General features: G+C 68.9%; 12 protein-coding genes. 6 read left to right on the top strand and 6 right to left on the bottom strand.

All coding sequences use genetic code 11. The features are described 5' to 3' along the window. Entirely contained in the window at window positions 1-2076 is a 2076-nt protein-coding gene (gene uvrC / locus KCQ71_RS00975; protein ID WP_223401827.1) for an excinuclease ABC subunit UvrC, read from the bottom strand. A gap of 33 nt (window positions 2077-2109) precedes the next feature. Here uvrC and KCQ71_RS00970 point away from each other — a divergent pair, with 33 nt between their 5' ends. Then, the gene (locus KCQ71_RS00970; RefSeq protein WP_223401825.1) at window positions 2110-2598 is read left to right on the top strand and encodes an OsmC family protein; all 489 of its coding nucleotides are present in this window, start codon (window positions 2110-2112) and stop codon (window positions 2596-2598) included. Window positions 2599-2867: 269 nt separating this feature from the next. Here the strand turns inward: KCQ71_RS00970 and uvrA are convergent, their stop codons facing one another. Continuing rightward, a complete protein-coding gene (gene uvrA, locus KCQ71_RS00965) occupies window positions 2868-5804 on the bottom strand; it encodes an excinuclease ABC subunit UvrA (protein WP_223401823.1) in 2937 nt (978 codons plus the stop codon). A gap of 144 nt (window positions 5805-5948) precedes the next feature. Between uvrA and KCQ71_RS00960 the strand changes: the two genes are divergently transcribed. Together KCQ71_RS00960 and KCQ71_RS00955 are read left to right on the top strand one after the other, a co-directional pair. Continuing rightward, complete coding sequence (locus KCQ71_RS00960) at window positions 5949-7751, top strand: glycoside hydrolase family 15 protein (protein ID WP_223401821.1); 1803 nt, start codon at window positions 5949-5951, stop codon at window positions 7749-7751. Next, window positions 7748-8434 carry an MBL fold metallo-hydrolase gene (locus tag KCQ71_RS00955; protein ID WP_223401819.1) on the top strand — a complete coding sequence of 229 codons (687 nt, stop codon included), beginning with the start codon at window positions 7748-7750 and terminating at the stop codon, window positions 8432-8434. Before KCQ71_RS00960 ends, KCQ71_RS00955 begins: the two co-directional genes overlap by 4 nt. A 4-nt stretch (window positions 8435-8438) precedes the next feature. Here the strand turns inward: KCQ71_RS00955 and KCQ71_RS00950 are convergent, their stop codons facing one another. Next, entirely contained in the window at window positions 8439-9476 is a 1038-nt protein-coding gene (locus KCQ71_RS00950) for an SDR family NAD(P)-dependent oxidoreductase (RefSeq protein WP_223401817.1), read from the bottom strand. 73 nt (window positions 9477-9549) lie between these two features. Between KCQ71_RS00950 and KCQ71_RS00945 the strand changes: the two genes are divergently transcribed. Both KCQ71_RS00945 and KCQ71_RS00940 read left to right on the top strand, forming a co-directional pair. After that, the gene (locus KCQ71_RS00945) at window positions 9550-10461 is read left to right on the top strand and encodes an AraC family transcriptional regulator (RefSeq protein WP_223401815.1); all 912 of its coding nucleotides are present in this window, start codon (window positions 9550-9552) and stop codon (window positions 10459-10461) included. Window positions 10462-10500: 39 nt separating this feature from the next. Next, window positions 10501-10803 (top strand): YciI family protein, encoded by a 303-nt coding sequence (locus KCQ71_RS00940; protein WP_223401813.1) that lies wholly within the window; start codon window positions 10501-10503, stop codon window positions 10801-10803. A 67-nt stretch (window positions 10804-10870) separates the two neighbouring features. On the opposite strand, the gene KCQ71_RS00935 is transcribed toward KCQ71_RS00940, so the two are convergent. Beyond that, complete coding sequence (locus KCQ71_RS00935; protein ID WP_223401811.1) at window positions 10871-11890, bottom strand: TerC family protein; 1020 nt, start codon at window positions 11888-11890, stop codon at window positions 10871-10873. 253 nt (window positions 11891-12143) lie between these two features. On the opposite strand from KCQ71_RS00935, the gene KCQ71_RS00930 reads away from it, so the two are divergent. Beyond that, window positions 12144-13337 carry a carboxylate-amine ligase gene (locus KCQ71_RS00930; protein WP_308116589.1) on the top strand — a complete coding sequence of 398 codons (1194 nt, stop codon included), beginning with the start codon at window positions 12144-12146 and terminating at the stop codon, window positions 13335-13337. A 47-nt stretch (window positions 13338-13384) separates the two neighbouring features. Here the strand turns inward: KCQ71_RS00930 and KCQ71_RS00925 are convergent, their stop codons facing one another. Together KCQ71_RS00925 and KCQ71_RS00920 are read right to left on the bottom strand one after the other, a co-directional pair. Beyond that, window positions 13385-14284, bottom strand: coding sequence for a carbohydrate ABC transporter permease (locus KCQ71_RS00925; RefSeq protein WP_223401807.1), 900 nt, complete (start codon window positions 14282-14284; stop codon window positions 13385-13387). Continuing rightward, window positions 14281-15183 (bottom strand): carbohydrate ABC transporter permease, encoded by a 903-nt coding sequence (locus KCQ71_RS00920; protein ID WP_223401916.1) that lies wholly within the window; start codon window positions 15181-15183, stop codon window positions 14281-14283. The genes KCQ71_RS00925 and KCQ71_RS00920 overlap by 4 nt, the downstream gene beginning before the upstream one ends. Between the last annotated feature and the right edge of the window lie 68 nt (window positions 15184-15251).

The raw sequence follows: 15251 nt of genomic DNA, 5'->3' as shown, positions 1-15251 counted from the left end.
TCACGTTCGGGCAACGTCGGCCTGCCGGTCCGCCTCCGGAGCGAGCGCTTCGGCGACGGTCGCGGCCATCTTCGGCCCGATCCCGGGTACCTGCGCGATCTCGGCCACGGAGGCTCCGCGGATCGCCCGCACGGATCCGAATGCCTTGAGCAACGCGGCCTGACGGGTCGGGCCGAGGCCGGGCACAGAGTCCAGCGCGGAACGGGTCATGCCCTTCGCGCGGCGCTTGCGGTGATGGGTGATCGCGAACCTGTGGGCCTCATCACGCAGGCGTTGTAGCAGGAACAGCCCGTCGCTGGTACGGGGCAGCACGAGCGGGAACTCCTCCCCCGGCACCCAGACCTCCTCGAGCCGCTTGGCCAGCCCGACCAGCGCCACGTCCACGATGCCCAGCGCGTCCAGCGCGGACTGGGCGGCCGCGACCTGGGGTGCACCGCCGTCGACCACCACGAGGTTCGGCGGGTACGCGAACCGCTTCTTCGGCGCGGACGCGCCGGCCTCACCCGGGGACAGATCGAGGGGACCCGACGGCGTGACCCGGGCTGCGCCGTCGACCGCGGCCTCGTCCCCGGCCACCGCACCGTCGGCGCCGTCCGCAGCCCGTGGGGTGCCGCCGTCGACCTCCTCCTGGGTCGGCGACCCGGCCGGCTCGGCCAGGTAGCGCCGGAACCGGCGGGTGAGGACCTCGTTCATCGCCTCGGTGTCATCGCGGGCACCGGTGCCGTCCGGGCCACGCACCACGAAGTGCCGGTACTCGCTCTTGCGGGGCAGCCCGTCCTCGAACACGACCATCGACCCGACCTGCTCGGTGCCCTGGGTGTGGGAGATGTCATAGCACTCGATGCGCAGCGGCGACTCGGTCAGGCCGAGGTGCTCCTGGAGGTCGGCGAGCGCGTGCGACCGGGCGGTGAGGTCCCCGGCCCGGCGGGTCTTGTGCAGGGCGAGCGCCGCCTTGGCATTGCTCTCGACGGTCTCCGCCAGCGCGCGCTTGTCCCCGCGCTGCGCCGCCCGCACGCGGACCTTCGCGCCGCGGATCTCGCTGAGCCACACCTCGATCTGGGCCACGTTGTCCGGCACCGTGGGCACGATGATCTCCCGGGGCACGGCCCGCTCGGCGCCGTCGGCGTCGGGGCTCGCGGCGATGTCGCCATAGACCTGCTCGAGCAGCCGCTCGACGAGCTCCCCGGGCAGGAGGTCCTCGACCCGTTCGGTGACCCAGCCGCGCTGACCGCGGACCCGGCCGCCTCGCACATGGAACACCTGGACCGAGGCCTCGAGGTCGTCGCTGGCCATGGCGAACACATCGACGTCGGTGCCGTCCGGGAGGACGACGGCGTTCTTCTCGACCACCTTGCGCAGCGCCCCGAGGTCGTCGCGCAGCCGCGCGGCCCGCTCGAAGTCGAGCTCGGCGGCGGCGGCCTTCATCTGCGCCTCGAGGCGGCTCACCGCGGAACCGGTGTTGCCGGCCATGAAGTCGCAGAAGTCGTCGGCGAGGTCGCGGTGGTCCTCGACCGAGATCCGGCCCACACACGGGGCCGCACACTTGTCGATGTAGCCGAGCAGGCACGGGCGCCCGGACTGCGCGGCGCGCTTGTAGACGCCGGATGAGCAGCTGCGGATCGGGAACACCCGCAGCAGCAGGTCCACGGTCTCGCGGATCGCCCAGGCGTGGGAGTAGGGGCCGAAGTAGCGGGTGCCCTTGCGCTTGGCACCGCGCATCACCTGCACCCGCGGCACCTCCTCGCCCATGGTGACGGCGAGGTAGGGGTAGGACTTGTCGTCCCGGTACTTGACGTTGAACCGGGGGTCGTACTCCTTGATCCAGGAGTACTCCAGGGCCAGCGACTCGACCTCGTTCGCGACGACGGTCCACTCCACCGAGCTCGCCGTGGTGACCATCTGCTGGGTGCGGGGATGCAGCGCGGTGATGTTCTGGAAGTAGCTGCTCAGCCGGGAGCGGAGGTTGATCGCCTTGCCGACGTAGATGACCCGCCCATGCGGGTCCCGGAACCGGTACACGCCGGGTGATTCGGGGATCTCCCCCGGCTTGGGTCGGTACGTGGAGGGATCAGCCATGCCCTCAAGACTAGTTCGCGCTAGCGTGTGTCAATGGGCCCGCTGCACATGTACACGGTCAACGTGGACTGGACCGGCGCCGGCGAGCACGGCACCGAGACCTACACCTCCTACACCCGAGACCACGTGGTGCAGATCGGTGCGAAGCCGCCGCTGCCCGGATCCTCCGATGCCGCGTTCCGCGGGGACCCCTCGCGGTACTCGCCGGAGGAGCTGTTCGTCGCCTCGCTGAGCCAGTGCCACATGCTCTGGTTCCTGCACCGCGCGGCGATGGCGGGCGTGGTGGTGGTCGGATACACCGACCGGGCCACCGGGACGATGCGCGTGGAGACGGCGGGCGCCGGTCAGTTCACCGAGGTGGTGCTGCACCCCGGCGTGACGGTGGCCGAGGCGGTCTCCGAGGAGCAGATCGCGACCCTCCACCAGGAGGCACACGACCACTGCTTCATCGCCCGGTCCGTGAACTTCCCCGTGCGGCACGCGCCACTGGCGACCGAGGTCGGTGCGCCCCAGAGCGTGTGAGGAACGGCCGGCCCTCGAGTCGGCCGCCGAGGGTGCCGTTCTGCGGCTCACGCGGCGCATCCGCCGCAGGACCGCACCCTCGTGCGACCGCGCCATCCGTGTGGGTGCCGTTCTGCGGCTCACGCGGCGCATCCGCCGCAGGACCGCACCCTCGTGCGACCGCGGCTCGCCGAGCCGGGGCGCATCGTTCATCACGGTCGATCCGGACTGGACGTCCGGCTCGAGGAACGGCGAGCCGCCACAACCCGGCCGGGTTGTGGCGGGCCGTCTCAGGCGGTCTTGGCCTTCTGCGCTCGGCGCACCGAGCGAGCCTTCGGCTTGGCGAGGTCGGCCACCTTCGTGATCGGCTTCAGCTCGGCCACCGCGTCGGTGCCGAGGATCTCGGCGAGGAACTTGCCGGTGTGCGACGCGGGCACGGCAGCGACCTGCTCCGGCGTCCCCTGCGCCACGACGGTCCCGCCGCCGTTACCACCCTCGGGGCCCATGTCGATGACCCAGTCGGCGTTCTTGATCACGTCGAGGTTGTGCTCGATCACGATGACGGTGTTGCCCTTGTCCACCAGGCCCTGGAGCACATCCATCAGCTTGCGGATGTCTTCGAAGTGCAGGCCGGTGGTGGGCTCGTCGAGCACGTACACGGTGCGGCCGCTGGAGCGCTTCTGCAGTTCCGACGCGAGCTTGACCCGCTGCGCCTCGCCGCCGGAGAGCGTCGGCGCCGGCTGACCCAGGCGCACGTACCCGAGACCGACATCGACGAGTGTGTTGAGGTGGCGAGCGATCGCCGGCACGGCGGCGAAGAACTCCGCGCCCTCCGAGATCGGCATGTCGAGCACCTCGGCGACCGTCTTGCCCTTGAAGTGCACCTCCAGGGTCTCCCGGTTGTACCGGGCGCCGTGGCACACCTCACAGGGCACGTACACGTCGGGCAGGAAGTTCATCTCGATCTTGAGCGTCCCGTCACCGGAGCAGGCCTCGCAGCGGCCGCCCTTGACGTTGAACGAGAACCGGCCCGGGGTGTACCCGCGGACCTTCGCCTCGGTGGTCTCCGCGAACAGCCGGCGCACGTGGTCCCAGACACCCGTGTAGGTGGCGGGGTTCGACCTCGGGGTTCGACCGATCGGGCTCTGGTCCACGTGCACGACCTTGTCCAGCTGCTCCAGACCGGTGACCCGCTTGTGCCGGCCGGGCACGTGCCGGGCGCCGTTCAGCTCGTTCGCGAGCACGTTGTACAGGATCGTGTTGACCAGGGTCGACTTCCCCGACCCGGACACCCCCGTGACGGACACGAAGCACCCGAGCGGGAACGACACGTCGACACCCTGGAGATTGTTCTCCCGGGCGCCCTCGACGGTCATGTACCGCCCCTTCTCCGGCCGACGGCGCTTGGCCGGCATCGGGATGGAGCGTCGCCCGGAGAGGTACGCCCCGGTCATGGATCCCTCGTTGGCGAGCAGTCCGGCGTAGTCACCGGAGTGCACGATGTGCCCACCGAGCTCGCCGGCACCCGGACCGATGTCCACGATCCAGTCCGCCGCGCGGATCGTGTCCTCGTCGTGCTCGACCACGATCAACGTGTTGCCGAGGTCACGCAGCCGGGTCAGCGTCTCGATCAGGCGCCGGTTGTCCCGCTGGTGCAGGCCGATGCTTGGCTCGTCCAGCACGTACAGGACGCCGACCAGACCCGAGCCGATCTGGGTGGCCAGCCGGATCCGCTGGGCCTCGCCACCGGACAGGGTGGCCGCTGGGCGGGACATGGACAGGTAGTCGAGGCCGACGTCCAGCAGGAACCCCATCCGGGCGTGGATCTCCTTGAGCACCTGCCCGGCGATCGCGGCCTCCCGCTCACCGAGCTCGAGACCGTCCAGGAACGTCTTCGCCTCGTCGATGGGCAGGGCGCACACGTCCGCGATCGACTTGCCGCCGATCTTCACGGCGAGGACCTCGGGCTTGAGCCGGGTACCCTCGCACACCGGGCACGGCACCTCCCGCATGTACTCCTCGTACTTCTCCCGCGACCACTCCGAGTCAGTCTCGGAGTGCCGCCGCTCGAGGAAGGCGATGACCCCCTCGAACCCGGTCGAGTACGAGCGCTCACGGCCCCACCGGTTCTTGTACTTCACGTGCACCTTGTGGTCCTTGCCGTACAGGACCGCTTCCTTGGCGCGCTCCGGCAGGGCCCGCCACGGGGTGTCGATGGAGAACCCGAAGTCGTCCGCGAGCGCGGCGAGTACCCGGTCGAAGTACTGCGAGGAACTCTGCGCCCACGGGGCGATCGCTCCCCCGGCCAGACTCAGCTCATCATCGGAGACGACGAGGTCGGGGTCCACCTCGAGGCGGGTGCCGATCCCCGTGCACTCCGGGCACGCGCCGTACGGGGCGTTGAACGAGAACGTGCGCGGCTCGATCTCATCGAGCGTGAGCGGGTGCTCGTTGGGGCACGCACGCTTCTCCGAGAACCGGCGCTCCCGGTTGGCATCATCGGCGTCCGCGTCCACGAGGTCCACGATCACGAGGCCCTCGGCCAGACCGAGCGCCGTCTCGACCGAGTCGGTGAGCCGCTGACGCATGTTCTCGCGCACCACGAGCCGGTCGACGACCACCTCGATGCTGTGCTTGAGCTTCTTCTCCAGCACCGGAGGCTCGCTCAGCTGGACGACCTCGCCGTCGACCCGGGCGCGGCTGAACCCCCGCGACTGCAGGTCCCGGAACAGGTCCGCGTACTCCCCCTTGCGCCCGCGGATCACCGGCGCCAGCACCTGGAACCGGGTGCCCTCGGGCATCTCCCGGAGCTGGTCGACGATCTGCTGCGGCGTCTGCGCCGTGACCCGCTCGCCACAGACCGGGCAGAACTGCGTGCCCGCGCGCGCGAACAGCAGGCGCAGGTAGTCGTAGACCTCGGTGATCGTGCCCACCGTCGACCGGGGGTTCCGGTTCGTCGACTTCTGGTCGATCGAGACCGCGGGCGAGAGTCCTTCGATGAAGTCCACGTCCGGCTTGTCCATCTGGCCGAGGAACTGCCGCGCGTAGGCGGACAGCGACTCCACGTACCGCCGCTGTCCCTCGGCGAAGATCGTGTCGAAGGCCAACGAGGACTTCCCCGAACCGGAGAGCCCGGTGAACACGATCAGCTGATCCCTGGGTAGGTCGATGCTGACGTTCTTGAGGTTGTGCTCGCGCGCGCCGCGGACGAGAAGGGTGTCACTCACGCCCAACATGGTAAGGCGAATCCCGGACATCGTACAACCGTTCGACGGCGTGTCGGTGCGCTTCGGCGCGTCCCGGGTCACCAATGGACCCCAGTTCGGCTGGGCTTCCTGCGTCGGGCCCACCCACCCGACACAATGGGAGTGATGAGTAGCACAACGCGCACCGAGACCTCCGCCACTCCGATCGAGGACTACGCCGTCCTCGGCGACTCCCGCACCGCCGCCCTCGTCAGCCGGACCGGCTCCATCGACTGGCTGTGCCTGCCCGCCCTGGACTCGCCGGCGTGCTTCGCGAACCTCCTCGGCACCCCCGAGAACGGGCGGTGGCTCCTCACCGCCCCGGATGCGACCGACGTGCGGCGCAGCTACGACGGCGGGTCGTTCGTGCTGACCACCGTGTACACCACCGCGACCGGTCGGGCCCGGGTGACCGAGTGGATGCCCATGGAGGACGGGCGCGCCGACGTGCTCCGCCGGATCGAGGGCCTCGAGGGCACGGTGTCGTTCCAGCACGCATTGACCATCCGGTTCGGGTACGGCGCCATCGTGCCGTGGGTGCGCCGCACCGAGGACCCCAACGGGAAGCCGGTGATCAGGGCGGTCGCCGGCCCGGACGCACTGACCCTGCACGGTGACCGCCTCCCCCGTGCCACCGACAAACGCCACGAGGACGAGTTCGAGGTCCGGGCCGGCCAGCGGCTCCAGTTCAGCCTGACCTGGACCCCCTCCTGGGCGGACGTCCCGGAGGCACTTCCGGCCGACGACTTCCTCGGTGCCACCACCGGCATCTGGGACGCCTGGGCGTCGGCGGGTGTGTACGGCGGGTCGCACCCGGATGCCGTGAAGCGGTCCCTGCTCGTGCTGCGGCTGCTCACCAACGACGAGACCGGCGGGATCGCGGCCGCGGTCACCACCTCACTGCCGGAGGAGTTCGGCGGGGTGCGCAACTGGGACTACCGCTACTGCTGGCTGCGGGACGCCTCGCTCACCCTCGAGGCGCTGCTCGACTTCGGATACCGCGAGGAGGCAGCCGGCTGGCGATCCTGGCTGCTGCGCGCCGTCGCCGGCGACTACGAGGACCTGCAGATCATGTACCGCATGGACGGCGGTCGCGACCTGCCCGAGCGAGAACTGCCCCACCTGCCCGGCTACGCGGCCTCCGCCCCGGTACGGATCGGGAACGGCGCCGTCGGGCAGGTCCAGAACGACGTCCTCGGCGAGGTGATGGTCGCTCTCGACCAGGCCCGAGAGGCCGGCCTGGTCGAGAGCGAGGACTCGTGGTCGCTGCAGGTCCACCTGGTGGAGGACATGCTTGAGCGGTGGCGCGACCCCGACCACGGCATCTGGGAGATCCGCGGCGAGAAGCAGCACTTCACCCAGTCGAAGGTGATGTGCTGGGCTGCCGTCGACCGGGCCATCCACGGCGTGGAGGCCCACGGCCTGCCCGGCCCGATCGAGAAGTGGCGCGCGGCCCGCGACGAGATCCGCGCCGACATCCTCGCCCACGGCTACGACCCCGCGACCAACAGCTTCACACAGCACTACGGGTCCACCGAGGTGGACGCGTCCCTCCTGCAGTTGCTCCAGGTGCACTTCCTTCCACCCGATGACCCGCGGATCGTCGGCACCGTGACCCGGATCGACGCCGAACTCGCCCACGGGCCGCACGTGCTGCGCTACCACACCGCCACCGGTGTGGACGGGCTGCCCGCCGGCGAGCACCACTTCTATGCGTGCTCGTTCTGGCTCGTCGATGCCCTCGCGCGGATCGGGCGCACCGACGAGGCCGCCCGGCGGATGTCCGAACTCGTCGCGACAGTCAACGACCTCGGCCTGCTCGCCGAGGAGTACGACCCGACCAACGCCCGGTTCGCGGGCAACTTCCCACAGGCGCTCTCCCACCTCGCACTGGTGCGCGCCGCCCACACCCTGGAGGCCACCGCGTGAACAGCGCACCGTTCGTGCCCGGGCACGTCAGCCCCGGCGGTCCGTCCGCCCACTGGGCCGTGCCCGGCCTGGAGATCCGCAAGGCCAGTGTGTCCGCGCAGGACAACAACTGCTACGTGCTCACCGAGCCCGACGGCGGCACGCACCTGATCATCGACGCCGCCGACGACGCCGCACGGGTGCTGGCCCTGGTCGCCGAGGCGGGCGGCGGGCCGGTCACGGCCATCGTCACCACCCACCGGCATTGGGACCACCACCGTGCGCTGGCCGAGGTGGCCGCCGCGACCGGCGCGCGAGTGCTCGCCGGCACCGCCGACGCCGGTGAGCTGCCGATCCCGGCCGACGGCGAACTCGCCCACGGCGACACGCTCACCCTGGGCGGGGTGGACCTCGCCGTGGTCGGCATGCGCGGACACACGCCGGGTTCGGTCGCACTCGCCTTCCGCGAGGACCGGGGCGACGGCGGGGGTCGGGTCCATCTGTTCACGGGCGACTCGTTGTTCCCCGGTGGGGTGGGCAAGACCGGATCGCCAGCCGATTTCGCCTCGCTCATCGACGACGTCGAGGACAGGCTCTTCGGCGTCTACGACGACGACGCGGTCGTCCACCCCGGCCACGGCGACAACACGACCCTGGGCGCCGAACGCGGACAACTGACGCAATGGCGCGAGCGCGGCTGGTGACGCGTCAGCGGACCTCCCCGCGCCCACCGGGTGCCTCGCGGCCGATCATCTGCTCACTCATCGCCCAGAGGCGTCGGGCGGACTCGGGATCGATGGAGTGCGGTGCCACGTCGACCGGGACGTCGACGTCGGGGTCGGTGAGGTCGATGGGCCGCAGATCAGGGTCGACGGGTGTGATGTCGGAGTTGTTCAGGTAGACCCCGCCGATGCCGTCGAGCAGCGGGCTGGTGGCTGCGAACACGATCGTCGCGGCCCCCTGCTCCGGGGTCTTCTTGCCGCGGTCGGGCTCGATGATCGGTTCGCCGGCAGCGTCGACGAGGTGCATGGCGCGCTGCACGTCCTGGCCGACCGACCGGTTGAACGAGGTGGCCGGGACGATGCCCGGGTGCGGTGCGTACCCGCGGATACCGTCGGCGGCCCAGCGTCGGTCGAGTTCGACGGAGAACAGCACGTTCGCGGTCTTCGACTGTGGATAGGACAGGCCGAAGTTGTGGGCGCCCGTGGTGAAGTTGGGGTCGTCCCACAGGATGTCGGAGGCCCGCTGGGCGCCGGAGGTGGTGGTCACGACCCGGGCCCCGCGGGCGGCACGAAGGGCTGGATACAGCGCGAGTGTCAGCTGGAAATGGCCGAGGTGGTTGACCGCGAACTGCGCCTCATAACCCCGCGCGTCCCGGACGATCTCGGCCGATCCGGGAAAGCCCGCGTTGTTGATCAGGATGTGCAGTGGCCGCCCGGTGCCGAGGAAGCGCGCGGCGAAGTCATCGATCGAGTCCGGGTCCAGTAGGTCCAGCCGGCCGACCTCGACGTGCTCGATGCCGGCGACCGCGTCGGCTGCTCGGTCGGTGTCACGGGAGCCGACGGTGACCGAGGCGCCGGCCCGGGCCAGCGCGCGGGTGGCCACCAGGCCGAGCCCGGAGTGGCCTCCGGTGACGATCACGTTGTGGCCGGTCAGGTCGATGCCCGCGAGCACGTCGTCCGCCGTCGAGCTGGGGGTGAAGCCGGATCCGATCGGATGCTGCTGGTGCACGGTGGTGTAGGACATGGCTCCATCCTCACCAGCAACCGTCGGATTCTGAATGGTTGTCGATCCGTATTTTCTTCGCAATAGTACGAAGATGAGCAGAGACCAGTTGTCCGAGGTGTTCGACCTGGTCGAGGTCCGCGGCGTGTTGTCCGGCGGGTTCGTGGCCCGCGACCGGTGGGTCTCGCGAGGGCCGCTGGAGACGCCGTTCAAGTTCTTCGCCGTCGTGAGCGGCCGAGCACGGCTGACCACAGACGGCATCGACGCTCCGCTCGAGCTCGAGCCGGGCGACGTCGCCATCCTGAACAACCGGGCCTGGCTCGAACTGGAGGGCGGCACCGGCGATGGGTCGCCTCGCGAGATCCAGCCCGAGGAGAACGGCCCGTCCGCCGATCCGGCCGGCATCGACTTCCGCACCGACGACACCATCGTCGGCGGTCGGGTCGACCTCAACCCGGCCGGCCGGACGTTGCTGATGCAGGCACTGCCACCGGTAGGACACCTGCGTGGCTCGGGCCCGAGCGCCACCAACCTGCGCGGCACCCTCCATCGCCTGTTCGAGGAGGTGCGGTTGCGCCGGGTGGGCGCCGAGTTCGCGATCCGGCAGCACGTCCAGCTCCTCGTGCTGGAAATGGTGCGCGCCCACGTCGAGCAGGCCGATCTGCCGCCGGGCTGGCTCCGGGTGGTGACGGACGAGCGGTTGCGCCCGGCCGTCGCCATGATGCACGCCGATCCCGGCGAGCCCTGGAGCCTTGCGGACCTGGCCGCGGCGGCCGCGATGTCGCGCACGTCGTTCGCCGAGCACTTCCGGACCGTGGCAGGCGTGCCACCGCTGACCTATCTCGCCCGGTGGCGGATGCTGCTCGCCCAACGGGCACTGCGCGATGACGAGGTCCGCGTCGGAGCGCTCGCCGCACGGCTCGGATACTCCTCCGAGAGTGCGTTCAGCACCGCGTTCAAACGGCACGTCGGACTGTCACCGCTGCGGTACCGGCAGAGCCTCTGAGCGGGGTGCCGGGCCCGCCGGACCACTAATGTCGCAGGCATGCTGACAACCTTCGCAGTCGAGTACACCTACGACATCACCCGCACCGCCGAGATGGACGAGATCCGCCCGGACCACCGCGCCTACCTGCGCGACCTCCTCGAGACGGGCACGCTCCTGGCCTCCGGACCGTGGCTCGACAGCGCCACGCCCGGTGCGCTGCTGCTCGTGGTGGCCGACGACGCGGACGCGGCGCGGCGGATCCTCGATCAGGACCCGTTCCAACGGGCGAAGTTCATCACGCACCGGACGGTGCGCGCGTGGAACCCCGTGATCGGGCCGTTCGCCGCGCAGAACGACTGATCGGCGAGGACGACGAATGCCGGCGGGCAGTGCCCGCCGGCATTCGTGTGTCGTGTCTGAGGAGAGGTTAGCGAGGGTCGAGCTCGCGCGCCTGCTCCTCGCTGGTGGCCGCCACCTCGGCGCGCTTCTTGCCGAAGGTGAGCGAGGTGACCGTCGTGACGGTGAGGATGCCGAGGATCACAACGAGCGAGAGGTTGGTACTGATCTCGGGGATGGCGTGGATCGGCTCGCCCCCGTTGATGAACGGCACGTCATTCTCGTGCATGGCATGGATCACCAGCTTCGCGCCGATGAAGGCCAGGATCGCAGCCAGCCCGTAGTTGAGGTAGACGAGCTTGTCGAGGAGCCCGTCGATGAGGAAGAACAGCTGCCGCAGGCCGAGCAGGGAGAACGCGTTCGCCGCGAAGATCAGGTAGGTCTCCTGGGTGAGGCCGAAGATCGCCGGGATCGAGTCGACGGCGAACAGGATGTCCGCGCTGCCGATCGCGAGCATCACGATCAGCATCGGTGTGATGTGACGTCGGCCGTCCTGGACCACGAACATCTTGTCGCCGACGAACCCGTCGGTGGTGGGGAAGATCCGGCGGGTCAGGCGCAGGATGGCGTTCTCTTTGAAATCGTCGTCGTCGGAGTCCTTGGACTTGATCTGCGTGTACGCCGTGTAGAGCAGGAATGCACCGAAGATGTAGAAGACCCAGGCGAACTCGCTCACGATCGCGGCGCCGAGGAAGATGAAGATGGTGCGCAGCGCGAGCGCGATCACGATGCCGATCAGCAGCACCTTCTGCTGATACTCCCGCGGCACCCGGAAGCTCGCCATGATCAGGACGAACACGAACAGGTTGTCGACCGAGAGCGACTTCTCGGTGATGTAGCCGGCGAAGTACTGGTTGCCGAAGTCGCCGCCCCAGACCATCCAGACATACACGCCGAACAACAGCGCGATTCCGACGTAGCCGGCGGACCAGAATGCCGCCTCCTTGAGACTGGGGGCGTGCGGCTTGCGTACGTGGCCGACGAAGTCGACGGTGAGCATGATGGCGATCAGGCCAAGGGTTACGCCCCAGGCCCAGGGGTGGACATCCACTTGTTCAACCTCCGGTGAGCGGTACTGGACACCGGAGGTCTCCCTCACCCGAGAATCGGGCCGGTGGCACCGAGTCGATCCGAGATCGACTGTGATGACGACACCACCGCTTGTGAGGTACTCCCCTCCAACACCGCACACCCTACGCCATCGCACGGTCTGCCCCCGACCTGTTGCGGCGTGTTGCCGCGGCTTCGCCCCAGGCGTACTCCGAAAGGCGTCCGCAGCCCGTTTCGTCGGCGACACTTACCAGGTGCGTACCCTTGGTGTCGAGGAAGAATTCCTGATCGTAGATCCCTACAATGGCGCCCCCCTGCCACTGGCCGCAGACCTGCTGCGCCTGCAGGACCCGGGCCGCGAGCCGGTCGACGGTACCCCTCACCCCACGCTGACCGTCGAACTGCATCAGGAACAGCTCGAGGTCATCACCCGCCCGCACAGCAACCTGAGCGGACTCGCCGCCGAGATCGTGGCCGGACGCGCCTTCGCCGACACGCTCGCCCGAAGTGCGGGCGTGCGGATCGTGGCGCTCGCCACATCCCCGCTGGCCCTGGTGCCCCACCCCACCAGGACCGACCGCTACGACGCGCTGCTGGAGAAGCACGCGCTGACCGCCAGGGAACAACTGACCTGCGGCATGCATGTCCATGTCTGCGTCGACTCCGACGAGGAGGGCGTCGCGATCCTGGACCGCATCAGGGCGTGGTTGCCGCTGCTCATCGCCCTGAGCTCGAACTCCCCGTTCTGGCACGGCGCGGACAGTGGCTACGCCAGCTTCCGCACGCAGGCCTGGAACCGGTGGTCCACCGCCGGTCCCACGGAGGTCTTCGGCTCGGCGCAGGCCTACCACGCACTGGTCGCGGACCTCTCAGGCACCGGCGTGGTGGTCAGTCCGGACTTCGACGCGCGCTTGTCGGCCCGGCACCCGACCGTTGAGATCCGAGTCTCCGACGTGTGCCTGGATCCCCGCGACACCGTTCTGATCGCTGCCCTGGTGCGGGCCCTGGCAGAGACCGCGGCACGGGAATGGAGGGCCGGAACGGCGCCGGACCCGGTCCCGGCCATCGTCCTGCGTCAGGCGGCATGGCAGGCCAGCCGATGGGGTCTGACCGGTGACCTGCTCCACCCGGTGACCCACCGGCCGGTCGTCGCGAGGCATGCGATCCTCGCACTCCAGAACCATGTCCGGGACGCCCTCGAAGAGGCCGGCGACGCCGCCTACGTCGAGGAGTCCCTGCAGCGGATCCTGGACGGTGGCACGGGGGCCGGCCGGCAGCGGCGGGCCTACGAACGCCGCGGTCTCCTGGCCGACGTCGTCAGCGAGGCCATCGCCGTCACTCACGGGCGACCCGTCGATGACGCCTACCGGGTGGAACAGCTCCTCACTGCGGACCACGGAGCCGTCGACGCCCGCGGTGATCACCACCGCACTCCGATCAGTCTCTAGGAGGGCCGGCGCCGCCCTCGCGGCACCGGCCCAGCACCGGAGAACAGCTACTTCATGGTGCCCTGGGACACCGAGCCCTGGAGCTGACGCTGGAAGATGACGTACACGATGAGCACCGGAACGACGGTGATCACCACAGCGGCGAACAGCGCGCCGAAGTCGACGGCGTAGCCAGCCGATGACGCGAACCCCGCCATCCCCTGGGAGAGCACGTAATTGTCCTGGTTACTGTTCAACGCCACGGGCAGAAGGAACTGGTTCCAGAGCCCGAGGAAGTTGAAGATGGCCACGGAGGCCATGCCCGGCCGTGCCATCGGCAGCATCACCTGGAAGAACGTGCGCCACTCCCCCGCCCCGTCGATGGCCGCGGCCTCGGCGATCTCGTCCGGCAGCCCCCGGAAGAACGAGTACAGGAAGAACACCGTGAACGGCAGTGCGAACGCCACGTACGTGAGGATCAGACCGGGCAGCGTGTTCAGCAGGCCGATGTTTCGCAGCACGAAGAACAGCGGCACGATCGCCAGGAACACCGGGAACGTGAGCCCAGCCAGCATCAGGTAGTAGATCGCACGCCTGCCGGGGAACGCGAACCGGGCCAGCACGTACGCGCACATGCCGCCGAGCAGCATCACGAGCACGAGCGCGAATCCGACCACGATCACCGTGTTCAGGAACATCCCGCCGATCCCGGACGAGACCCACGCCGAGACGTAGTTGTCGAAGTTCCACTCCGCCGGCAGTGCGAACGGCGACGCGAAGATCTCCGACGAGGTCTTGAACGAGGAGAGCAGGGTCCACAACAGGGGCAGAATGACGATGATCGACCAGATGATCAGGACGGTGTGGGACACCGTGGCGACCGCACGATCCCCACCGGTCGTGTCGTCCTTGCTGCCTGGAACCACCACCGGCGGGCCAGGTGTGCTGGTCCGGGTGAGCGTGGTCATGCTCGTCCTCCTTCGTCGCGTCCGCCGGTTGCCCAGTTGATGATGAACACCAGCGCAGCGAACAGCAGGGTGATGATGGCCAGCACCACACCCATCGCACTCGCGTAGCCGAACTGACCCTGCGTGAACGCGGTCCGGAACAACTGCTGTGACATCACCAGGGTGGAGTTGTCCGGGCCGCCGCTCGGATTCAGTGCCTGTACGAATACGAAGGCGTCGAGGGCCATGATGCCGAGGTAGATGAAGGCCGTCTGCACGTTGTCCCGGATCAGTGGGATCACGATGGAGACCGCCGTGCGGAAGCGCCCGGCCCCGTCGATCCGGGCTGCCTCGAGCGTCTCCGCTGGAACACCCTTGATCGCGGCTATGAACAGCAGCATGTAGAAGCCCACTGCACCCCAGACGATCACGAACATCGTCACCGGCAGGGCCGTGCCCACCTTGCCCAGCCAGGCGTAGGAATCGAACTGCTCGAACCCGAGGCCGGTCAGGAGGCCGTTCAGCAGACCCGCCGAGGGGTCGAACATCTGCCGCCAGATCAGGCCGATCACGATGGCGGGAATCACGTAGGGGAAGAACGAGACCACCCGGTAGAAGCTGGAGTTCCGGATGCCTCGCACCTGGCCCTTGCTGGGACCACCGACCGTGATCAGCGTTGCGAAGGTCAACGCGATCACGATCGTCACGATCGGCACCACGATGGCGATCTTGATGCTGTTCAGCATCGCCTTCATGAAGATCGCATCGTTGATCAGCTTCTCGAAGTTCCCGAGGCCGATCACGTTGAACTCCGCGGTGAAGCCGGTCCAGTCCGTCATCGAGTAGAACACGGCCTGGACGAACGGCCAGATGACGAAGATCAGGAAGATCGCCAAGGGCAGTCCGAGGAACACCAGCATGAAACTGACGTAGTCGACGGACAGCCTGCGCCGCCGGGGCCCCCGGGACGGCTTGCGCCGCCCCGAGG

Source organism: Occultella gossypii, assembly GCF_019947135.1.
Taxonomy (GTDB): Bacteria; Actinomycetota; Actinomycetes; order Actinomycetales; family Beutenbergiaceae; genus Occultella; species Occultella gossypii.
Note: the sequence above shows the minus strand (reverse complement) of the source record. Positions and strands in the feature narration are given on the sequence as shown.